The sequence below is a fragment of the Pseudomonas sp. NY15372 genome (genome assembly GCF_048068215.1).
Lineage (GTDB): Bacteria > Pseudomonadota > Gammaproteobacteria > Pseudomonadales > Pseudomonadaceae > Aquipseudomonas > Aquipseudomonas guariconensis_A.
This window is the reverse complement of the sequence record NZ_JBLUPY010000002.1, coordinates 213,399-234,955: the sequence shown is the minus strand read 5'-3', so window position 1 is coordinate 234,955 and position 21,557 is coordinate 213,399. Positions and strand designations below refer to the sequence as shown.

General features: G+C 64.5%; 15 protein-coding genes and 1 pseudogene. 2 read left to right on the top strand and 14 right to left on the bottom strand.

The window, feature by feature from the left end; genetic code table 11:
* Positions 1-59: 59 nt before the first annotated feature.
* The 3 genes and pseudogenes from hldE to ACNFG0_RS02650 form a co-directional block, all read right to left on the bottom strand.
* The gene (gene hldE / locus ACNFG0_RS02660) at positions 60-1,481 is read right to left on the bottom strand and encodes a bifunctional D-glycero-beta-D-manno-heptose-7-phosphate kinase/D-glycero-beta-D-manno-heptose 1-phosphate adenylyltransferase HldE (RefSeq protein WP_196145088.1); all 1,422 of its coding nucleotides are present in this window, start codon (positions 1,479-1,481) and stop codon (positions 60-62) included.
* A 130-nt stretch (positions 1,482-1,611) separates the two neighbouring features.
* The gene (gene msbA / locus ACNFG0_RS02655) at positions 1,612-3,420 is read right to left on the bottom strand and encodes a lipid A export permease/ATP-binding protein MsbA (RefSeq protein ID WP_416763957.1); all 1,809 of its coding nucleotides are present in this window, start codon (positions 3,418-3,420) and stop codon (positions 1,612-1,614) included.
* A gap of 15 nt (positions 3,421-3,435) precedes the next feature.
* Positions 3,436-3,591: pseudogene (locus ACNFG0_RS02650) on the bottom strand (polymerase); the annotation flags it as partial.
* A 216-nt stretch (positions 3,592-3,807) separates the two neighbouring features.
* On the opposite strand from ACNFG0_RS02650, the gene ACNFG0_RS02645 reads away from it, so the two are divergent.
* Entirely contained in the window at positions 3,808-4,413 is a 606-nt protein-coding gene (locus tag ACNFG0_RS02645; RefSeq protein ID WP_196155238.1) for a toluene tolerance protein, read from the top strand.
* Here ACNFG0_RS02645 and ACNFG0_RS02640 read toward each other — a convergent pair.
* The 9 genes from ACNFG0_RS02640 to putP form a co-directional block, all read right to left on the bottom strand.
* Positions 4,410-5,504 carry a glycosyltransferase gene (locus ACNFG0_RS02640; RefSeq protein ID WP_416763956.1) on the bottom strand — a complete coding sequence of 365 codons (1,095 nt, stop codon included), beginning with the start codon at positions 5,502-5,504 and terminating at the stop codon, positions 4,410-4,412. The two genes, ACNFG0_RS02645 and ACNFG0_RS02640, sit on opposite strands and share 4 nt — an antisense overlap.
* A 47-nt stretch (positions 5,505-5,551) precedes the next feature.
* On the bottom strand, positions 5,552-6,325 hold the full coding sequence (locus ACNFG0_RS02635) for a glycosyltransferase family 2 protein (protein ID WP_196145092.1): 774 nt from the start codon (positions 6,323-6,325) through the stop codon (positions 5,552-5,554).
* A 64-nt stretch (positions 6,326-6,389) separates the two neighbouring features.
* Positions 6,390-7,346: a glycosyltransferase family protein gene (locus tag ACNFG0_RS02630; RefSeq protein ID WP_196145093.1), complete on the bottom strand. Its 957-nt coding sequence runs from the start codon at positions 7,344-7,346 to the stop codon at positions 6,390-6,392.
* 29 nt (positions 7,347-7,375) lie between these two features.
* Positions 7,376-8,791 carry a PIG-L deacetylase family protein gene (locus ACNFG0_RS02625; RefSeq protein WP_416763955.1) on the bottom strand — a complete coding sequence of 472 codons (1,416 nt, stop codon included), beginning with the start codon at positions 8,789-8,791 and terminating at the stop codon, positions 7,376-7,378.
* Entirely contained in the window at positions 8,788-9,684 is an 897-nt protein-coding gene (locus ACNFG0_RS02620; protein ID WP_416763954.1) for an antimicrobial resistance protein Mig-14, read from the bottom strand. Before ACNFG0_RS02620 ends, ACNFG0_RS02625 begins: the two co-directional genes overlap by 4 nt.
* The gene (locus tag ACNFG0_RS02615) at positions 9,684-10,814 is read right to left on the bottom strand and encodes a glycosyltransferase (RefSeq protein ID WP_416763953.1); all 1,131 of its coding nucleotides are present in this window, start codon (positions 10,812-10,814) and stop codon (positions 9,684-9,686) included. Before ACNFG0_RS02615 ends, ACNFG0_RS02620 begins: the two co-directional genes overlap by 1 nt.
* On the bottom strand, positions 10,798-12,555 hold the full coding sequence (locus ACNFG0_RS02610) for a carbamoyltransferase (RefSeq protein WP_196145097.1): 1,758 nt from the start codon (positions 12,553-12,555) through the stop codon (positions 10,798-10,800). Before ACNFG0_RS02610 ends, ACNFG0_RS02615 begins: the two co-directional genes overlap by 17 nt.
* A gap of 220 nt (positions 12,556-12,775) precedes the next feature.
* On the bottom strand, positions 12,776-13,612 hold the full coding sequence (locus ACNFG0_RS02605; RefSeq protein WP_196145098.1) for a 23S rRNA (adenine(2030)-N(6))-methyltransferase RlmJ: 837 nt from the start codon (positions 13,610-13,612) through the stop codon (positions 12,776-12,778).
* Positions 13,613-13,787: 175 nt separating this feature from the next.
* On the bottom strand, positions 13,788-15,266 hold the full coding sequence (gene putP, locus ACNFG0_RS02600; RefSeq protein WP_196155232.1) for a sodium/proline symporter PutP: 1,479 nt from the start codon (positions 15,264-15,266) through the stop codon (positions 13,788-13,790).
* A gap of 356 nt (positions 15,267-15,622) precedes the next feature.
* Here putP and putA point away from each other — a divergent pair, with 356 nt between their 5' ends.
* Positions 15,623-19,573 carry a trifunctional transcriptional regulator/proline dehydrogenase/L-glutamate gamma-semialdehyde dehydrogenase gene (putA, locus tag ACNFG0_RS02595; RefSeq protein ID WP_196145100.1) on the top strand — a complete coding sequence of 1,317 codons (3,951 nt, stop codon included), beginning with the start codon at positions 15,623-15,625 and terminating at the stop codon, positions 19,571-19,573.
* 80 nt (positions 19,574-19,653) lie between these two features.
* On the opposite strand, the gene ACNFG0_RS02590 is transcribed toward putA, so the two are convergent.
* Complete coding sequence (locus ACNFG0_RS02590) at positions 19,654-20,586, bottom strand: DMT family transporter (protein ID WP_416763952.1); 933 nt, start codon at positions 20,584-20,586, stop codon at positions 19,654-19,656.
* A gap of 2 nt (positions 20,587-20,588) precedes the next feature.
* On the bottom strand, positions 20,589-21,548 hold the full coding sequence (locus ACNFG0_RS02585; protein ID WP_416763951.1) for a 2OG-Fe(II) oxygenase: 960 nt from the start codon (positions 21,546-21,548) through the stop codon (positions 20,589-20,591).
* Positions 21,549-21,557: the final 9 nt, after the last annotated feature.

The window sequence follows — 21,557 nt, the reverse complement described above, 5'->3', positions numbered from 1 at the left end:
GCGCCTCTGAAAGCAGCGCAGGGCAGGTGGGAGCCGGCTTGCCGGCGATAGGCTCGGCCTCAGTTCTTGCGGATCTTCTCGACGATCGCCGTGGTCGAGCTGTTCTCCACCAGCCCCAGCACCTTCACGGTGCCGCCATAGGCCTTGACGATATCGGCGCCAACCACCTGGTCGATACCGTAGTCCCCACCTTTGACAAGCACATCTGGCTTGACCTGGCTGAGCAGGTTCTCTGGCGTGCCTTCGGGGAAGCTGATGACCCAGTCCACCGCGCCCAGGCCTGCCAGCACGGCCATGCGCCGATCGACGCTGTTGATCGGCCGGCCAGGGCCCTTGAGGCGGCTGACCGAGGCATCGTCGTTGACCGCCACGATCAGGCGGTCGCCCTGGGCCCGCGCCTGCTCCAGGTAGGTCACGTGGCCTGCGTGGAGGATGTCGAAGCAACCATTGGTGAAAACGATCTTCTCGTTGTGCGCGCGGGCATCATCGATCGCCAGCAGCAGTTGATCGAGGGTCAGCACACCGCGTTCGGAGCCTTCTTCGCGCTGGATCGCACGGCGCAGTTCAGGGGCACTGATGGCCGCCGTACCCAGCTTGCCGACCACGATGCCGGCCGCGAGGTTGGCCAGGGCCACCGCGTGGGGCAGATCCTCGCCGGCTGCGATGGCCGCAGCCAGGGTGGATATGACGGTATCGCCGGCACCGGTGACGTCGAACACTTCACGGGCCCGCGCCGGCAGGTGCAGCGCTGGGTGGCCGGTGCGCAGCAGGGTCATGCCATGCTCGCCACGGGTCACCAGCAGTGCGCCCAGGTCGAGCTCCTGGAGCAATTGCAGGCCCTTGGCGACCAGTTCGCCCTCATCGGCGCAGCGACCGACGATGGTCTCGAACTCGCTGAGGTTCGGGGTGATCAGGCTGGCGCCGCGGTAGATGGAGAAATCCTTGCCCTTGGGGTCGGCCAGAACCGGGATGCCCTTGGCTCGCGCGGCCTCGATCAGGCTCTGGTGATTCTTGAGCGCACCCTTGCCGTAGTCCGACAGCACCAGCACCTTGGTGCCTTCGAGCAGGTCATCGACCTCCTCGCCCAGCGACAGCGGGTCGGTGGCGAACGGCTCTTCGAAATCGATGCGCAGCAACTGTTGGTGACGGCTCATGACCCGCAGCTTGACGATGGTCGGCTGGTGGGCGATGCGCTGGAACACCGAGCGCACACCCGCTGCGTGCAGGCTGTTGGCGAGGCTGTCGGCGGCCTCGTCCTGGCCGGTCACGCCAACCAGCGAGGCCGGCGCGCCCAGGGCCGCGATGTTCAATGCGACGTTGGCCGCGCCACCGGGGCGATCCTCGATCTGCTCGACCTTGACCACCGGCACCGGGGCTTCGGGAGAAATCCGCGAGGTACCGCCATGCCAGTAGCGGTCGAGCATGACATCGCCGACCACCAGAACCGGGGCTTGATCGAAACGCGGCATGGACAACTTCATGGGCAACCCATATGAAAATAATGAACAGGGGCAGGATATTAGCACAGGGTCGGTGACGGCTTTACGGCCAGCGTCGATCTGTACGTTACCAATGATGATCGGGGCCGGTACGGCCCCGAGCCAGGGGAGATCAGGTGATGTCAGCCTTTTCCGGCGCGTCCAGGCCCATGGCATGCAGGCGGGCATAATGGCCATTTGCCTGAAGCAACTCGGCATGGGTACCGCGCTCGACCAGGCGCCCCTGGTCCATGACCAGGATCAGGTCGGCCTTCTCGATGGTCGACAGGCGGTGGGCGATCACCAGGGTGGTACGCCCCTGCATCACATGGTCGAGGGCAGCCTGGATATGACGCTCGGACTCGGTGTCCAGGGCCGAGGTCGCCTCGTCGAGGATCAGCAGCGGTGCGTTCTTCAGCAGAGCGCGGGCGATCGCCAGGCGCTGGCGCTGGCCACCGGAAAGCAGTACGCCGTTCTCGCCGACCTCGGTGTCGAAGCCCTTGGGCAACTGATCGATGAACTCCTTGGCATAGGCATCGGCGGCGGCGGCCTCGATGTCCTCGCGCGGCGCGCCGGCCAGGTCGCCGTAGGCGATGTTGTTGGCCACCGTGTCGTTGAACAGGGTGACATGCTGGGTCACCTGGGACACATGGCGGCGCAGGTTGCGCAGGCGATACTGCTCGATGTCCACACCATCGAGCAGGATCTGCCCGTTGGTGTGGTGGTAGAAGCGCGGGATCAGCGCGGCCAGGGTGGACTTGCCGCTGCCGGAGCGCCCCACCAGGGCGATCATCTGCCCAGGCTCGGCGGTGAAGCTGATATCACTGAGCACCTGGCGCTCGGTACCTGGGTAGGTGAAGCTGAGGTTGCGCACCTCCAAGCGGCCTTCCACGCGGTCTTTTTCCACGGTACCGGTGTCGACCTCGGGCTTCTCGTCCAGTTGCTCGAAGATGCTCTCGGCACCCGCCAGGCCCTTCTGGATGGTCGAGCTGACCTCCGAAAGCTGGCGGATCGGCTTGGGCAGCAGGCCCGCAGCCGTGATATAGGCCACCAGGTCACCCGCCGAGGCATCGCCGCGCAGGAACAGCACCAGGAACATCAGCGATGCCATGGCGCTGTAGATCACCAACTGCAGCAACGGCGTGTACAGCGCGCCGGTCTTGGTCATGCGCAGCTGCTTCTCGGTGTTGCCCTGGCTGGCGTTGTGGAAGCGTCGCTCCTCGTAGGCCTCGCCACCGAAGCTGCGCACCACGCGGTAGCCCTGGATGGTCTCGGAGGCCACGTGGGTGACATCACCCATCGCGACCTGGATCTTCTTGCTCTGCTTGCGGAATTTCTTGCTGGCGGTGCTCACCATCACCGCGATCACCGGCAGGATGGCGACCATCACCAGGGTCAGCTTCCAGTTCATCCACAACAGGTAGGCGAACAGGAAGACCACGGTCAGGCCTTCTCGGATCACCACCTTGATCGCATCGGTCGCCGCACCGGTGACCATGGTCACGTTGAAGGTGATGCGCGAGATCAGGTGGCCGGAGTTATGGTTGTCGAAATAGCGGTTGGGCAGCACCAGCAGCTTGTTGAACAGCTGCACCCGCAGGTCATGCACCAACCCCAGGGAGACCTTGGCCAGGTAGTAGTTGCCCAGGAACGACCCCAGGCCCTGCCAGGCCGCGATCAGGATGATCAGCAGCGGCACGGCCTGCAGCAGTTGCAGGTCGCGCAGGTAGGGGACATTGGGGAACAGCACCGCTTGCGGGTTGCTCAGCCCATCGACGAAGTATTTCAGGATCCCGGCCAGCATCGGCTGGGTCGAGGCAAAGATCACGAAACCCACGATACTCAGCAGGAAAATGCCGATGTAGGGTTTGACGTAGCTCAGCAGCCGGAAATAGATCTTCAGGCTGGAGGTATGCTCCGCCGGTAGCGGTGTTTCGGCCATCATCGAGCTCGCTGTTCAGGTTGAACCGGGAATTTTACCACAGGCGTCGTTTTCGGCACGCACCCAGGGCAACAGCATGGCCAGGCCCACCGGCAGCCAGCTGATGAACCATTCGGCACGCGGGGTATCGGTGAGGCTGGCGGCATCGAACTGCATGGCGAGCGTGGAGAAAAAGAATCATGCCCTGTTAGTACAATTTGTTGCTCGGTGCCAAGGCGATACCGGCAAGGAACCATACGAAGCCGAACCCAAGCCACGCCTGGGCCCAGTTTTTCTTGTACAACATCACTCCCCCAAAAGAATCCAAACCCGTCATCATGGTACTGAGGCTTTATTTTCGGCATTATTGCCGGTCATTTTTGCTTGCCAGACGACAAGGCCCTACCCATGCAATGCTCCCGGCTCTCCCAGGTCGACTTCGATCAGCTGACACTCGGCGCCAAGGTTCTAGAGGCAGATAGCCACGGCGCCAAAGTCTACCTGCTTGGGGATGGAAATATCCTCAAGGTTTTTCGTCGCAAGCGTCTGATTTCATCTGCGCTGCTGCGCCCCTACTCGCGGCGCTTCATCGATAACGCCGCGCGCCTGGCACAAATGGGAATTCCCACGCTGGAAGTGATCAGCCATCACAAGCTCGACCTGCCAGGGCGTACCGCCGTGCTCTATCGGCCGTTGCCGGGCCAGACGCTGCTGCAACTGTCCCGCGAGCCGGGGTTCAGCTGGGATGGCCTGCTGCCGCAACTGGTCGAATTGATCCGCCAACTGCACCGTTCAGGCATCTATTTTCGCTCGCTGCACCTGGGCAACGTGGTGATGACGCCTGACCAGCGCCTGGGCCTGATCGACGTCGCGGACATGCGTTTCCTGCGCGCGCCGCTGCCGGCGCGGATGGTGCGCCGCAATGTGCAGCACATGGCGCGCTATATCGAGCGCGAGAAGCTCGCCGAGCAGTTCCCGCTGGCGGCCTTGGAGGCCGCCCTGCTTCAGGGCTAGCGCCCCAACAGGCTGGCGACCCCGGCCAAGAACGCTTGCCAGCCCTGCTCCGGCGCCAGGGAGCGCCGCTGGACCGCCGCTGTGGCTTGGGGATCAAAGCTGGCGCAGCGTGCAATGGCCTGGCTCCAGGCCTCGACGTCAGCGACCGGCAAGTAGCAATCGACTTCGCCCAGTTGTTCGCGAAATACTGCAAGATCGCTGCAGATAACTGGAATATCCGCCAACACCGCCTCTTGCAACACCAGCCCCAGCCCCTCGGAGCGCGAAGGCAGCAGCAAGCCATCGAAGGCTCGGTACAGCTGGGAAATGTCCGGCCTGTAACCGCACAGCCGCACACTGGCGTCGAGCCCCAGTGCCTGGATCCGCGCCGCGAGGCGATCGCGCAGCTCGCCATCGCCGAAGATCATCAAATGCAGGTTGGGCTGGTGCTCGCGCGCCCTGGCGAAGGCCTCGATCAGCATTTCGAAGCCTTTGCTTTCCACCAACCGGCCCACGGCGCACAGCACGCGGCCTTCATCCTGGGCAGGGAGGCCAAGCGTCTGCCTGGCGGCATTGCGCGCAAGCAACTGGCCGCAGAACACGGCCGGGTCCATGGCAATGCGCAAGGTACGCACTGGCAGGCCGAGCTCCTGCTCGAGCGAGCGGGCCAGAGTGCCGGACACCGCGGCGATGGACAGACGCTCACGAGGCATACTGCGCAACAGGCTTATGTCACTGCCGCGTAGCCGGGTGGAGCCATGGAACAGGACCGCCGCGCGAACACCGGGCAACTGACGCAGCAGCGGCAGCATCAAGCGCGCGACACCCAGGCCATCGAGCAGCAACACGTCAGGCTGCGCCTGGCGCAAGGCCGCGCGCAGGCGCAGGCGCAACCAGGGCACCATGAGGCGCTCCGGCATGCGCCCCTTGAGCGCCCGTTGCGGCAGGTTCCAGGTGCGTGTTTCACCCAATCCACCGCACCCCTGCTCACCGAGCAACAGCCAATTGCTCACGCGCACATCGGCCGGGGCATGCCCCAGCACCTGCCGGTGAACCGTGTGTATGGACGTATATTGCGGACCGCCCGACCACATCACATTGACGATGTTCATCGGGTTACGCCCCTCTGGAAAATGAATGGGCCATCAGGCACGCCGCTTCAACCGACAAGAAAACCGATCCCGGTGCCGACCACCAAACCCACCAACAGCGTGAGTATCAGTTTCTGGCGGTCCCGCTTGCGCCGCTTGGCCTTGCGCTGGACTTCCTCGGGCAGGGTCACGTGGTTGCCGAAGCCAGTGTGCAGCACCGCGTCGCCTTCCAGGGTGACCGCCCCCAGGTTCAACTCGGCGTAGCGTCGCGACAGCGCCTTCTCACCAGAATAGGCGGCAAACGGCGCGCAGCGCTGGTAATCGCTTAGGCGGCGCAGCCCTGGGTTGAGCGAAAATGCTTGCCATTCGGCCTTGTCGGACAGCAGCGGGTAGCACGGCACGCCGGCGATCACCTGGCGGTCGCCCAGGTGGATATACGGGCTATGGATCGCCAGGTCATGGGCATGGCTGCGCAGCCAGACCTGCAACAGGTCCGGGCTAACCTCGAGGATCGCGCGAGAGTCCTCGACGAACCCCTGCCGGTAGAAGCGCCAGTCGTCTTCGCAATGGAAGATGTACGGCGTCTTCACCTGGCCGTAGGCCAGGTCGATGGAGGGCAGCTGGCCCAGCTTGGGCCGATTGACGAAGACCGTGCAGTGGGGCTTCCAGTGCATCGGTACAGCATCGTGGACTGCATCGTTCCCGGAGTCTTCGGTGATGAAGACTTCGCGGATCGGCGCGGTGTTGTATCGGTCGAAACTCTCGAGCGTTTCCTTGAGCAGGTCGAAACGCCCGCAACTGGTCACGACCACGGTGATATCACTGTTCTCAGAGAAGCGCACGGGGCTCCCTCCACCTTTGGGCTATCAACGACTCACGCATTCCCTGCGACAGGCGCGCCATTGCTCAGAACCCCAGCCTCAGGCGCAGCCGCTGCCAGGCGCTCAGAGGTGGCTGCGGTCGCAGCGGAGGTTCCATGTGTTCGACGATGCTACGGCCCACCTGGGCGAAGCTGAAGCGCGAAACCGCCAGCTCCCGACCGTTGGCAGCGATGCGCGCGGCCAACGCCGCGTCCTGCCGTAGCGTGCGCAGTTTTTCCTGTAGCGTCGGGACGCTGTCGTATAGCACCACGTTGTGCATGTCTTCAAGGCCCAGGGCACGGTTTTCCGCCTCGCCCTGATCATAGGCCAGCAGCACGCAGCCACAGGCCATGGCCTCGAAGTTCTTGATCATGTACTCGCCCATGCCAACGTCGGCACTGACGAAGAAACGGATGCGGTTGAGCGTATTGCAGTAGTCCTCGCCCGACTTGGTGCGGGTGACCACCAGGTTTTCCACCTGGCCGAGCTCATCGAGCAACGCCTTGCGGCCGCTGTAGGCCACGCTGCCGGTGCTGCCGACGAAGGCCAGCTCGATATCGCGTTCGCGCGCCTGGTCGGTGAGGAGCTGTTCGTCATAGCCCTTGGGCACGAACACCGCGTCGAAACCCTCCTGGCGCAGGCGCTCGCTGACCATGTAGCCGGAACTGATCACCCGCGCCCACGGCAGGTGACGGTAGTGCGCACTGAACTTGCCGGTGTATTTGCACGGAATGTAGTTCTGGTAGGCATCGTGCTCGAGGATCACCAGGTTGGGCACGGTGCGGATGAAACCGACCTGGCGGATTTCCTGCTTGAAGCGCAGGAAGAACACGATCCGGTCGTAGCGGGTGACATCGACTTCACGCTTGAAGTAGCGACGCAGGTTGCGCTGGTCCTCGCTGGTCAGCCAGCGCAGGTCGCAGTCGCAGTGGGCGGCGACGCCGTCGTACAGGCGGTCCAGGATCGCCCGCTGCTCCTTCTGCACCAGAAATAGGACTTTCATTGCTTTCCTTGGGTTCTGTGCGCCATCAATCATTCGTCACGCTCGCGCGGGCAATGCCAGAACAGTTCGTGGCGGCGAACCGCCTTGCGGAAGAATTCGTTTTCGCCGTAGGCCGAGGGTTTGCGCCCGGCCAGCCAGCGTTGCAGCACCCGCCGCAGGCGGCGTTTGAACGGCGCGGGCGGCTGCAGGTCATGCATCATGCCCAACGCCATGGCCTTGTCGCGCTGGGTGGCAAGGTCCAGGACCCGGCTGTAGGGCGCCCAGGCCTGCTCGGCGCTCAACTGCGGCGGCAAGGCCACGCCATCGCCGCTGTCGCCCATGGGCCAGCGGTCGTTGTCGTGCAGGTGGTTGGCGTAGTACAGCTGTGTTTCGGGCTGCCAGTCCAGGCCCTGCAAGGCTTCGTGCACCGCGGCCTGGGCACAGATGTGGTCCGGGTGCGGGTCGAGTTGCGGGTGCGGCATCACCAGCACGTGCGGCCGGGCCTGCTCCAGCAGGGCGCGCAGGTCAGCCAGCAGGTTGTGCCAGGTGGGTGCGCCGTCGGCGTCGCCCGGCAACGTAAAGGCATTGAAACGGCGGAACGGGCGGGTATCGGCCAAGTCCGCCTCGCGCGACCCCACCGGCTGCTCCGGCGCCGCCTGCATCGCAGGCAATTGCAGGCAGAAATAGCCCAGCTGGACGCAGCGTGCCTCGGGCACTCCAGCCCAACGCGGCACGGCAATGCTGTCCCAGGCGCGCAGTCGGCCCTTGAGCCGCGCCGCCTCGGCCTTGGGCAGGCCCATCTGTTGATAGTGCTCGGCTTCGATCTCGCCTGCGGTCAAGGTGACCACCCAGGCTTCGTCAGCCTGGCTGTAGAGGCCATAGGCAGCCAGCTCGGCGTCGTCGGCATGGGGGGCGATGACCATGATCCGGCGCTGGCTCAGCTCGACCGACGGAGTTATCCACAGGCGCGGCGCACCGATCAATCGGCAATGCCGGCCACGCAGGCGCAACGCCCCGGCCATCAGCGGCGCAGCGAAGCCGGTGAGGTTGAGAAAGCGCACGCCATCCACCCCACGCTCGAAGGCCTGGCTGTCCTGCTGCGCTTCGCCGAGCAGTTCTACGCGCGGGTCGAGCCAGCGGCCTAGCCAGCTGCTTTTCACCCGCACTTCGAGAATCAGCGTTTCATCCCCGGCCAAGGCCACCTCGGCCTGCAGCACACCATCGCGAAGGCTGGCGGCAACCTGGCGAGCCTGGTCGCCGAAACGGTAGGCGTAGTCTTCGGCGGGCGAATAGAACAGGTGGTCGGCGAACCAGGCCTCATGCGCCACCCACAGCAGCGGCAACAGCAGCAGCGGCAGCCACCACCAGCCGAATACCCCTAGGGCGACCAGCGCGACCAGGCCTGCCAACAGGCCCAGGCGCTTGTTGCGTCGATGGCGCTTGAGCAGCTGCTGCTTGCGGCTCATGACTGGAACACCGGCACAGGGTTGCACCAACGGTCCTTGTATTCGCGATCGGCGCGACCGAAGGAGAACCGCAACGGCTTGTTGCGCGCTCGAGCGTCTTCCCAGGCGGCCTGGGTGTTGAGGAAACTCAACACGCTGCCAGGGCTGAAGGCCTTGGTCTCGGGGTCCACGCCGCCGTTGACGTACTCGACACTGACCCACTCCGGCGCCTCGACCCGGTACACCAGCTGGATGGCGATAGGGGCGCCGTCGAGCAGCAGCACCGAGCCGATCAACAGCTCGCGCAGGCGCTCCAGCACCTCGGCCATGCGCGCTGCGCCGGTGGCCGGGAACCCCCAGCGACGCTGGAACAGGTCGCAGTACATCGCGGCGATTTCAGCGGCGGAGAAATCACTGATCGGCCGCACCACGCCGCCCGCCTCTTCCAGCAGGCGCAACTCGCGGCGCTGGTTGTAGCGAAACTTCTTGGACAGGTCTTCGTGGGCGCGCGCCATGGCCAGTTGCTCGGGCTGCGCCTTGAGGCCCGTGAACCTGCCTTGGTTCAGCTCCGACAGGTAACGCGCGGCATGGCGTAGCGGCGCCCCGGCATCACCGGCAGCCGGCAGGATGATCTCGGCGTTGCCGAGGTCGAACAGGCCTTTCTTGCCGTGACGCTTGAGCACGTCCTTGGACAGCGCCAGGTGCCGGCCCCAGGTGGGAATCGCAGCCTTGAGCTCGCCATCGTGGTGCCAGCCCAGGTAGCGCACCGGGATCTGGGCAAGATCGGCCAGTTGCTCGATCACCAGCGGATGGGTCACGACGCTGCCGCCGAAACGCTGCCAGGCAGCGGCGTAGGTGGCCGCGTCGACAGGCGCCCAACCGCGTTCGCGAAAGGCCCGGATACGATTGAGCATCACGCCTCCGCCATCAGTGCACGCACCTGCGGCAGCGCCCAGAAGGCGTCGCGCACGGCTTGGTCGGAAAAGCGCTGGTGCAGCCGTTGCAGCATATGTTCGGCGCATGCCTGGCGCTGCGACGCATCGAGCCCTGCCATGTGCTTGAGCCCCTGAGCCAGCTGGCCGGCATCACCCAACGGGAACAACACGCCCACGCCCTCGACCACTTCCTGGGCACCGCCGCAGGCCGTGGCCAGCAAGGGTACGCCCGCGACCATGGCCTCCAGCAGGACCATGCCGAACGGCTCGTGATCCGAACTCAGGGCGAACACATCGAACGCCTGGAAATACCGACGGGCATTGGGTACCTGGCCGAGAAAATCGACCTGCCCGGCAATGCCCAGCGCCATGGCCTGGGCCTTGAGCGCTTCTTCCAGACGGCCCTTGCCCAGGATCGCCAGGCGCGCACCGGCGGGCAGGCTCGGCAGCGCCTGGGCGAAACCGCGCAGCAAGGTGGCTTGGTCCTTGTCCGGGTGCAGGCGCCCGACGTTGCCGACGATCCAGGCCTGCGGGTCGAGCCCCAGGGCCCGGCGCGCTTCTGCACGGGGCACAAGGCTCGCCTGCAGGGCCTGTACGTCGATCCGGTTGTACAAGGTCTGGATACGTTCGGCCGGCCAGTTGGCCAGGCAGCGGCGCATGTCGTCGCGCACCGCATCCGAGACGCCCAGCAAGCTCAGGCGCTTGCGATACAGGTTGGCGAACAGGCGCCGGCCCCTGCGCTGGTAGTCGCCGAACGCATGGTGCACGCCGATCACCGGCAAGCCGGTGCCCAACAGCGCCACGTAGATCGGCTTGAAGCGGTGGGCGATACAAAAACTGAAGTTGCGCGCGGCGGCGATCTTGCGCAGGGCCGCAATGGCCCCGAGCTTCAGGCCGCGCACGGCCTTGGAGCTGAACTCCAGGAACAACACCTCGTCCGAGGCGCAGCCGGCCGCGACCTGGGGGTCGGCCTTGCCGGTCAAGAAGACCGTGGTGACCTGGTAGCCACGCCCCTGGAACAGGCTGGCGTATTGACGGGCGCAGTCCAGGAACGGCCCGTCATAGCCATGGCAGAACTGCAGGACGCGCCGTTCAGAGCGGTTGGTCATAAGGCGCTGCGCCATCCTTGACCACCAGGATGTCTTCCATGATCAGGTACTGCAGGTCCGAGCCGAAGAACATGTTCAGGGCATCGGTCGGCGAGCAGATCATGGGTTCGCCACGACGGTTGAGCGAGGTGTTCAGCGATACGCCGTTGCCCGTCAGGTCCTCGAGGGCCTTCATCATGTCGTAGTAGCGTGGGTTGTACTCGCGCTTGAGGACCTGGGCACGCGAGGTACCGTCCTCATGGACCACTTCAGGCACGCGAGTCTTCCACTCCTCGGCCACCTCGAAGGTGAAGGTCATGAACGGCGCCGGGTGGTCGACCTTGATCATCTGCGGCGCGACGGTGTCGAGCATCGACGGGCAGAAGGGTCTCCAGCGCTCGCGGAACTTGATCTGCTCGTTGATCCGGTCGGCCACACCCGGCACGCTCGGGCAGCCAATGATGGAGCGACCGCCCAAGGCGCGCGGGCCGAACTCCATGCGGCCCTGGAACCAGGCCACCGGGTTGCCATCGACCATGATCTTGGCGATGCGCTGCGGCATGTCGTCGAGCTTGCGCCACTTGGGCGCGTTCGGGTGGCGGGCGCAGGCGGCGATCACGTCTTCGTTGGAGTACGCAGGGCCGAGATAGACATGTTCCATCTTCTCGACCGGCACGCCACGGGCGTGGGACACATAGGCTGCGGCGCCGACCGCGGTACCGGCGTCGCCGGACGCCGGCTGCACGAACAGCTCCTTGACGTCCGGGCGGGCGATGATCTTCTGGTTGAGCTTGACGTTCAGCGCGCAGCCGCCAGCGAAGGCCAGCTTGCCGGTCTGTTTGAGGGTGTCGCCCAGGTAGTGGTCGATCATCTGCAGGGCGAGCTTCTCGAACAGCGCCTGCATGCTCGCCGCGTAGTGGATGTACGGCTCGTCGGCGATGTCGCCTTCGCGCTTGGGGCCCAGCCATTCGATCAGCTTGGGCGAGAAGTAGAAGCCCTTGCCCTTCTCTTTATAGCGACGCAGGCCAATGACGTTGGCGTATTCGGTGTTGATCACCAGTTCGCCGTTCTCGAAGCTGGCCAGACGGGAGAAGTCGTACTTGCTGGCATCGCCGTACGGGGCCATGCCCATGACCTTGAACTCGCCGTCGAGCATTTCGAAACCGAGGAATTCGGTGATCGCGCCATACAGGCCGCCCAGGGAGTCCGGGTCGTAGAACTCCTTGATCTTGTGGATCTTGCCGTTCTCGCCGTAGCCGAAGAAGGTGGTGGCGTACTCACCCTTGCCGTCGATGCCGAGGATCGCGGTCTTTTCCTTGAAGCCCGAGCAGTGGTAGGCGCTCGAGGCGTGGGCCAGGTGGTGTTCGACCGGTTCGATCTTGATCTTCTTCGGGTCGAAGCCCAGCTGCTCCAGGCACCAGACGATCTTCTTGCGGTAGCGCTTGTAGCGACGGTTGCCCATCAGGATCGCGTCGAGGGCGCGGTCCGGGGCGTACCAGTAGCGCTTGGCATAATGCCAGCGTGCCTTGCCGAACAGGCTGATGGGGGCGAACGGGATGGCCACGACGTCGACGTCGGACGGCTTGATGCCGGCCTGCTCCAGGCAGAACTTCGCCGACTCGTAGGGCATGCGGTTCTTCGCATGCTTGTCACGCACGAAGCGCTCTTCTTCGGCGGCGGCAATCAGCTTGCCGTCGATGTACAGGGCCGCGGAAGGGTCATGGCTAAGGGCGCCGGACAGGCCAAGAATCGTCAATGCCAAGGGTCTAGCCTCTTCATTCGGTAGAGATGCGCCGACGGCCTCATGGGCGGACGGCGGCTAAAGGGCGGGATTATAACGCAAACATATGCGCAACGCGGCAACCTGTACCGGCCTCATCGCCGGCAAGCCGGCTCCCACAGGTACAGCGCAGGCCTCAAGGGCGATGGTGTATCTGCGGGAGCCGGCTTGCCGGCGATGAGGCCAGCACAGGCAATCAAGATTATTCGGCGATCAGCCAATCCATGCGGAAGCTGCCGGCGGTCTGCGCCAGCTCCTTGGCCAGCCAGGGCAGCAGCTCCTTGAGCTCGTCCTCCAGGCCCCACGGCGGGTTGGCGATGGCCAGGCCCGAGCCGTTCAGCCCCTGCGGGCTGTCTTGGTGATGCACGTACAGCTCGACCCGCAGCAGCTTGGGCGCGCCGGTGCTGGTCAGGTCCTGGTAGAAACGGGTCAGGGAACGCTGGTCCTTGATCGGGTACCAGATCGCCGCGACGGTTTGGCGCATGCGGCCGATCGCTTCCTTCATCGCCACGGTGCAGCGCTTGAGCTCATCGGCCTGCTCGAAGGGCGGGTCGATCAACATCACGGCGCGCTTTTCCTGCACCGGCAGCAAGGCTCGGGGCACATGCCAGCCCTCGCCCAGGTGCACGACCACCCGCGGGTCCTTCTTCATGTTGTCCTTGAGCAGCGGGCCGTCCTCGGGATGCTTCTCGTTGAGCAGCGCGCGGTCCTGCTGGCGCATCAGACGCCGCGCCAGCTCCGGGGAACCTGGGTAGTAGCGCAGCTCGCCATCGGGGTTCATGCGCTTGATGATGCGCAGGTAATCGGCGGTGACGGCCGGCAGGTCATCGCGATTCCACAGGCGGGCAACACCTTCGAGGTATTCACCGGTACGGGTCGCCTGATCACCCTGCAGGTCATACAGGCCAAGGCCGGCGTGGGTGTCGATATAGGCGAACGGCTGTTCTTTGCGCGACATCAGGGCGATGAGGCGGGTCAGCACGATGTGCTTGAGAACGTCGGCGTGGTTGCCGGCGTGGAAGGCGTGACGATAGTTCATGGCGACTCCTGCGGGGGTGGCAAGTTTACCTTGCAATGCAGGTGGCGTCAGGCCTGGCTGTCGGAGTTGACCTCATCGTCGGCAAGCCGGCTCCCACAGGAACCCTGGAACCTTTCGGACCGGGTTCACTGTGGGAGCCGGCTTGCCGGCGATGAAGCCGACTCCCATCACAGGCTTACTTGTCAGCGTGATACGCCGCGTCGGCCTTCTCGAAGCGCGAGACCATGCTGGTCGATGGACGACCCAGCTTGCTCACCACGACGATGGCGATGCTGGCGAACAGGAAGCCCGGGATGATCTCGTACAGGCCCAGGCCAACATAGTTCTTCCACAGGATCACGGTCAGGGCACCGACCACGATGCCAGCCAGAGCGCCGTTGCGGGTCATGCCCTTCCACAGTACCGAGATCAGCACCACCGGACCGAAGGCGGCGCCGAAGCCGGCCCAAGCGTAGGCCACCAGGCCCAGCACGCGGTTTTCCGGGTTGGCGGCCATGGCGATGGCGATCAGGGCCACGGCCAGGACCATCAGGCGGCCGACCCAGACCAGCTCACGCTGGGAAGCACCCTTGCGCAGGAAGGCCTTGTAGAAGTCTTCGGTCAGGGCGCTGGAGCACACCAGCAACTGGCAGCTCAGGGTGCTCATCACCGCGGCCAGGATGGCCGACAGCAGCACACCGGCGATCCAGGGGTTGAACAGGATCTTGGCCAGCTCGATGAACACACGCTCGTGGTTCTCGGTGACAGGACCCGCTACCTCGGGGTGCGCCGAGAAGTAGGCGATGCCGAAGAAGCCCACAGCACAGGTACCAGCCAGGCACAGGATCATCCAGGTCATGGAGATGCGGCGGGCCTTGGCGATGGATTTCACCGAGTCGGCGGCCATGAAGCGCGCCAGGATGTGAGGCTGGCCGAAGTAGCCCAGGCCCCAACCCATCAGCGAGATGATGCCGATGAAGGTCGCGCCCTTGAACATGTCGAAGTTCGTCGGGTCTTGCAGCTCGATGGCTTGGAACGTCGCATCGAAGCCGCCGGTGGAGATCAGCACGATGACCGGGGTCAGGATCAGCGCGAAGATCATCAGCGAAGCCTGCACGGTATCGGTCCAGCTCACCGCCAGGAAGCCACCGATGAAGGTGTAGGCGATGGTCGCTGCGGCGCCGGCCCACAGGGCGGTCTCGTACGACATGCCGAAGGTGCTTTCGAACAGGCGGGCGCCGGCGACGATGCCGGAGGCGCAATAGATGGTGAAGAACACCAGGATGACGATGGCCGAGATGATCCGCAGCAGGCCCGACTGGTCTTCGAAACGGCTGGAGAAGTAGTCCGGCAGGGTCAGCGCATCACCGTTGTGCTCGGTCTGCACGCGCAGGCGACCGGCGACGAACAGCCAGTTGAGGTAGGCACCGACGGTCAGGCCGATGGCGATCCAGGCTTCGGACAGGCCCGCGAAATAGATGGCCCCAGGCAGGCCCATCAACAACCAGCCGCTCATGTCGGAGGCACCGGCGGAAAGCGCGGTGACCACGCTGCCGAGGCTACGGCCGCCGAGAATGTAGTCGGAGAGGTTCTTGGTGGAGCGATAGGCGGCGAAGCCGATCAGCACCATTACTGCGATATAGATCACGAACGTGATCGTCAATGGATTGCCCATGGTTGTGCCCTGGCGTTTGTTTTTATGTTCAAGCGACCGCCCGCACGACGGTTGCACCTAGGCGGCGAATCCTATGCAACAACGCGAACAGGGTGCAACCATTTTTCGATGGCAAGTTGCACCCATTCGTGCAATTTCGGAAAAATCCTGCTTTTTGCGCCTTTTTGGAGCATAGACAGCCTTTTTCATAAGAAAACGCACCAAGAACAGGCTTTTTCGCGGTGTAAGAAAATCCGCCTGACGAGTTGCACCTTTTCCACGGAAAAAACGGGTTGCACCCGGTTGCACCCGAATTGTCCTACAGCTAATCTTGCGTCCAGCTTAGGCCACGCCCGTGGCAATAACGAGGATAAAAAATGGCGACGACCACCCTTGGGGTCAAACTCGACGACCCGACCCGTGAGCGACTCAAAGCAGCTGCGCAGTCCATAGACCGCACGCCGCACTGGTTGATCAAGCAAGCGATCTTCAATTACCTGGAGAAGCTCGAGGGTGGCGCCACCCTGCACGAACTCAGCGGCCAGGCCGGCAACCCTGCCGATGACGCCGGCGAGATCCAGCCCGACCACAGCCACCAGTGCTTCCTGGAGTTCGCCGAGAGCATCCTGCCGCAATCGGTGCTGCGCGCTGCGATCACAGCCGCCTACCGCCGCCCAGAGCCGGAAGTGGTGCCGATGCTGCTCGAACAGGCTCGCCTGTCGGTCGAGCAAGCAGACGCGACTAATAAGCTGGCTGCCGGCATCGCCGAAAAACTGCGCAACCAGAAGAGCACCGGCGGCCGTGCCGGTATCGTCCAGGGTCTGCTGCAGGAATTCTCCCTGTCGTCCCAGGAAGGCGTGGCCCTGATGTGCCTGGCCGAAGCCCTGCTGCGCATCCCCGACAAGGGCACCCGTGACGCGCTGATCCGCGACAAGATCAGCACCGGTAACTGGCAGCCGCACCTGGGCAATAGCCCGTCGCTGTTCGTCAATGCCGCCACCTGGGGCCTGCTGCTGACCGGCAAGCTGGTCTCCACCCACAACGAATCCGGCCTGACCTCCTCGCTCACCCGCATCATCGGCAAGAGCGGCGAGCCGATGATCCGCAAGGGCGTCGACATGGCCATGCGCCTGATGGGCGAGCAATTCGTCACCGGCGAGACCATCGCCGAAGCCCTGGCCAACGCCAGCCGCTTCGAGTCCAAGGGCTTCCGCTATTCCTACGACATGCTCGGCGAGGCTGCCCTGACCGAGCATGACGCCCAGAAGTACCTGGCGTCCTACGAGCAGGCGATCCACTCGATCGGCAAGGCTTCCCACGGCCGTGGCATCTATGAAGGCCCAGGCATCTCCATCAAGCTGTCGGCCCTGCACCCGCGCTACAGCCGCGCCCAGTACGAACGCGTGATGGAAGAGCTGTACCCGCGCCTGCTGTCGCTGACGCTGCTGGCCAAGCAGTACGACATCGGCCTGAACATCGACGCCGAGGAAGCCGACCGCCTGGAGCTGTCCCTGGACCTGCTCGAGCGCCTGTGCTTCGAGCCATCGCTGGCCGGCTGGAACGGCATCGGCTTCGTCATCCAGGCCTACCAGAAGCGCTGCCCGTACGTGATCGACTATGTCATCGACCTGGCCAAGCGCAGCCGCCACCGCCTGATGATTCGCCTGGTGAAAGGCGCCTACTGGGACAGCGAGATCAAGCGCGCCCAGGTCGAAGGCCTGGAAGGCTACCCGGTCTACACCCGCAAGGTGTACACCGACGTTTCCTACATCGCCTGCGCACGCAAGTTGCTGTCGGTACCCGAAGCCATCTATCCACAGTTCGCCACCCACAACGCCCACACCCTGTCGGCCATCTACCACATCGCCGGCCAGAACTACTACCCGGGCCAGTACGAGTTCCAGTGCCTGCATGGCATGGGCGAGCCGCTGTACGAGCAGGTGGTGGGCAAGGTTTCCGAAGGCAAGCTGAACCGCCCATGCCGCGTCTATGCACCGGTCGGCACCCATGAAACCCTGCTGGCCTACCTGGTGCGCCGCCTGCTGGAAAACGGCGCCAACACCTCGTTCGTCAACCGCATCGCCGACCACTCGATCTCCATCCAGGAATTGGTCGCCGACCCGGTCGCCAGCATCGAGCGCATGGCCACCCAGGAAGGCCAGATCGGCCTGCCGCACCCGCGCATCCCGCTGCCACGCGACCTTTACGGCAACGAGCGGGCAAACTCGGCCGGCATCGACATGGCCAACGAGCATCGCCTGGCATCGCTGTCCTGCGCCCTGCTTGCCACTGCCCACAATGACTGGAAGGCCGCACCGTTGCTGGCCTGCGCCGCCAGCGAGCAGCCGGCCGCACCGGTACTCAACCCGTCGGACCACCGCGATGTGGTGGGCCATGTGCAGGAAGCGACCGTCGCCGATGTCGACAACGCCATCCAGTGCGCCCTGAACGCCGCACCGATCTGGCAGGCCACCCCGCCAGCCGAACGCGCCGCGATCCTCGAGCGCACTGCCGACCTGATGGAAGCCGAGATCCAGCCACTGATGGGCCTGCTGGTGCGCGAAGCCGGCAAGACCTTCGCCAACGCCATCGCCGAAGTGCGCGAAGCCGTGGACTTCCTGCGCTACTACGCCGTCCAGGCACGCAATGACTTCAGCAACGACGCCCACCGACCGCTGGGCCCGGTGGTGTGCATCAGCCCGTGGAACTTCCCGCTGGCGATCTTCACCGGCCAGGTTGCCGCCGCCCTGGCCGCCGGCAACCCGGTACTGGCCAAGCCGGCCGAACAGACCCCGCTGGTCGCCGCCCAGGCCGTGCGCCTGCTGCTCGAAGCCGGCATCCCTGAAGGCGTGCTGCAACTGCTGCCGGGCCGCGGCGAGACCGTCGGCGCCGGCCTGGTGGGCGATGAACGCGTCAAGGGCGTGATGTTCACCGGTTCCACCGAAGTGGCGCGCCTGCTGCAGCGCAATATCGCCGGTCGCCTGGATGCCCAGGGCCGCCCGATCCCGCTGATCGCCGAGACCGGCGGCCAGAACGCCATGATCGTCGACTCCTCGGCGCTGACCGAGCAAGTGGTGATCGACGTGGTGTCCTCGGCGTTCGACAGCGCCGGCCAGCGTTGCTCGGCCCTGCGCGTGCTGTGCCTGCAGGAGGACTCCGCCGACCGCGTGATCGAGATGCTCAAGGGCGCCATGGCCGAAAGCCGCCTGGGCAACCCAGAGCGCCTGTCCGTGGACATCGGCCCGGTGATCGACGCCGAAGCCAAGGCCGGTATCGAGAAGCACATCCAGGGCATGCGCGAGAAAGGTCGTACCGTGTACCAGGTGGCCATCGCCAATGCCGAGGAATGCAAGCGCGGCACCTTCGTCATGCCGACCCTGATCGAACTGGAGAGCTTCGACGAGCTCAAGCGCGAGATCTTCGGCCCGGTACTGCACGTGGTGCGCTACAACCGCAAGGACCTCGACCAGTTGATCGAGCAGATCAATGCCTCCGGCTACGGCCTGACCCTGGGCGTGCATACCCGCATCGACGAGACCATCGCCAAGGTGGTGGACAACGTCAATGCCGGCAACATGTACGTCAACCGCAACATCGTCGGTGCAGTGGTCGGTGTGCAGCCGTTCGGTGGTGAAGGCCTGTCCGGCACCGGCCCGAAAGCCGGTGGCCCGCTGTACCTGTACCGCCTGCTGTCGACCCGCCCGGCCGATGCCATCGCCCGCCACTTCCAGCGTGCCGATGGTGAAAGCAAGGCCGACAGCGCCCTGCGCGACCAACTGATCAAGCCGCTGCACACCCTCAAGGCCTGGGCTGGCAGCAACCAGCCTGAGCTGGCCGCGCTGTGCGAGCAGTTCGCCGAACAGTCGCAGAGCGGCATCACCCGCGTACTGCCAGGCCCGACCGGCGAGCGCAACACCTACACCGTATTGCCGCGTGAGCATGTGCTGTGCCTGGCCGACAATGAAGCTGACCTGCTGGCCCAGTTCGCCGCCGTGCTGGCCGTGGGCAGCTCGGCAGTATGGGCTGACGGCGAGCCGGCCAAGAGCCTGCGCACCCGCCTGCCCAAGGAGCTGCAAGCGAAGGTCAAGCTGGTGGCCGACTGGCAGAAGGACGAAGTGGCCTTCGACGCGGTCATCCACCACGGCGACTCCGACCAGCTGCGCAGCGTCTGCGAGCAGGTGGCCAAGCGCGCCGGTGCCATCGTCGGTGTGCATGGGCTGTCCAGCGGCGATCACCAGATCGCCCTGGAGCGCCTGGTGATCGAACGGGCGGTGAGCGTGAATACTGCTGCGGCAGGCGGCAACGCCAGCCTGATGACCATCGGCTGACGCTGGGGTTGTCGAAGAAAAAGGAGAGCTTCGGCTTACTGCAGGTCAGTTAAGCTATTTGCGGCATTTCATTGGGGCTGCTATGCAGCCCCTGCACCGGCCCTATCGCGGGGCGAGGCCGACCTGCGCGGATGGCGAGTGATGGCGATCCCCGCCGCGACTACCGCGATGCCCACATAAGCTGTCCAATGGATGGCATCACCGAACATCAACGCTGCCCATAGCAATGTCACGGGCGGCTCCAGATAGACCAGGGCCGAGACACGGGTCGCCGACAGCTTCTTCAGCAATACCCATAGGCTCAGGTAGGCAATGAATGTGGAGAACAGGGTCAGCCATGCAACGGCCACCCAGACCTGCGTGCTGCCCGGTACCTCGATCAAGCCCAACGGCGCCCCTGTAGCAGCAAGCAGTGCCAGCGTCGCGCACGATTGCAGGAACAACGGCATCAGCAAGCCATCCTTGCTGTGGTCGGTTTCCAACACCGCCTGCCGCCGCTGGTACAGGGTGGCGATGGACAATGTCACCGCGGCAATCAGCGGCAGGGCGTACAGCCAAGGGGCGAGCCGGGTCGTGGACAGGCTGTATTCGCCGAGTATGACCACGCTGACACCCGCGAACCCGACCCCAAGCCCCAGCCACTCTTGCCGACCACTGCGCTCATGCTGATCGTTGCGGCTCATCGATGCCGTGATCAACGGCTGCAGCGCACAGATGATGGCGGCGATCCCCGCTGGCAGCCCACCGCGGATGGCAATGTAGACGCTGACTAGGTAGGCGAACTGGGCCAGGAAGCCGATCACGGCATTGTAGCGCACCTGAGCCCACGACAGCGTACGCAGCCGGTGCGCGACGAACGGCAGCAGGCAGACGCTGACCAGCAAAAAACGCCAGAACAGCAGGTTGATGGCGCCGGCGTCTTCGGTGCCCAGCCGGGCACCAATGAAGCCCGAACTCCAGGACAGCACGAAGATGGCTTGCAGCAGGATCAGGTATAGCGCACTGCTTGGCATGGTCACGCCCCTGTGCGATGCAATTGCTCGAACGTAATCGGCTCGATGCCGATACGCGCGAACTGTCGGGCGGGCGATCGGTGCAAGGCCCAGTGCAAGCCCAACCAGTTGGGGATGGTCGCCGGGATGCCATCGTCGGAGGCCAAGTGCCAGAAACGGTTGGCGTCCTCGCGAAAGTAGGGGCAATGGAACGACAACACCAATGACATGCGCCGCCCGCTGAGCACTGGGCGAACGCCATGGAACAATCGGCTGCCGTAGATGAACAGGGCATCGCCAGGCTCATTCAGCCGCGCGGTTTCGAAGGTGCGATGATCCAGCGCATCGAAGGTCTCGACCGTACCGTTGTGGAACAGGAACTCGCCCCCGCTGTAATCGGCAGGCCCCGACAACACGATGTTCAGCACATAGTTGGTGCCGTCTGTGTGCCACATGCCCCGTTGCTGCTGTTGCTCGGCAGGTTTGGGGTAGTAATAGTTGACCTGCGAGCGGGCGTTGAGCATCGGGTACGGTACCAGCGGCACGCCCGCGATGCGTGAGACAGCCAACAGGAACGCACGGCTGCGCATCATGTCGTTGATGAACGAAGACAATGCCGTCACCCCTCGGGTGCGCCGGGAAATGATCCAGTCACTGTCGCCCGCCCCATCCTCCAGGCGGGCGCAAATACCTTGCAAGGCGGCGACGCCCTCGGCAGTGAACAAACGATGGACGACCGCCACCCCGGTGATCGCATCCGCTGCGATGGTCGGATGCGGGCTATGGGCATAGCCAAGCGCCTCGAGCGTCCGGGTGTCGCTGACGGTGTGCCCCTGCTGGCAAAGCAGATCGTCCCGCCAGACTACCTGTTCGTCCAGGCAGCTCGACGACGGTTGCGGCGTACGCTTCAACGTCGACTTGAGCGCCAGCTTCACGCGCCCTATACCGCGCTCGAACAAGGGTAAGGTGTCTGTTTGGTTCATGATGTGTCC

Coding starts and splice junctions, on each gene's coding strand:
- ACNFG0_RS02585 (WP_416763951.1), bottom strand. CDS start 21,548: ATGAACCAAACAGACACCTTACCCTTGTTCGAGCGCGGTATAGGGCGC.
- ACNFG0_RS02625 (WP_416763955.1), bottom strand. CDS start 8,791: ATGAGCCGCAAGCAGCAGCTGCTCAAGCGCCATCGACGCAACAAGCGC.
- ACNFG0_RS02590 (WP_416763952.1), bottom strand. CDS start 20,586: ATGCCAAGCAGTGCGCTATACCTGATCCTGCTGCAAGCCATCTTCGTG.
- hldE (WP_196145088.1), bottom strand. CDS start 1,481: ATGAAGTTGTCCATGCCGCGTTTCGATCAAGCCCCGGTTCTGGTGGTC.
- msbA (WP_416763957.1), bottom strand. CDS start 3,420: ATGGCCGAAACACCGCTACCGGCGGAGCATACCTCCAGCCTGAAGATC.
- putA (WP_196145100.1), top strand. CDS start 15,623: ATGGCGACGACCACCCTTGGGGTCAAACTCGACGACCCGACCCGTGAG.
- ACNFG0_RS02645 (WP_196155238.1), top strand. CDS start 3,808: ATGCAATGCTCCCGGCTCTCCCAGGTCGACTTCGATCAGCTGACACTC.
- ACNFG0_RS02620 (WP_416763954.1), bottom strand. CDS start 9,684: ATGCTCAATCGTATCCGGGCCTTTCGCGAACGCGGTTGGGCGCCTGTC.
- ACNFG0_RS02630 (WP_196145093.1), bottom strand. CDS start 7,346: ATGAAAGTCCTATTTCTGGTGCAGAAGGAGCAGCGGGCGATCCTGGAC.
- putP (WP_196155232.1), bottom strand. CDS start 15,266: ATGGGCAATCCATTGACGATCACGTTCGTGATCTATATCGCAGTAATG.
- ACNFG0_RS02640 (WP_416763956.1), bottom strand. CDS start 5,504: ATGAACATCGTCAATGTGATGTGGTCGGGCGGTCCGCAATATACGTCC.
- ACNFG0_RS02615 (WP_416763953.1), bottom strand. CDS start 10,814: ATGACCAACCGCTCTGAACGGCGCGTCCTGCAGTTCTGCCATGGCTAT.
- ACNFG0_RS02605 (WP_196145098.1), bottom strand. CDS start 13,612: ATGAACTATCGTCACGCCTTCCACGCCGGCAACCACGCCGACGTTCTC.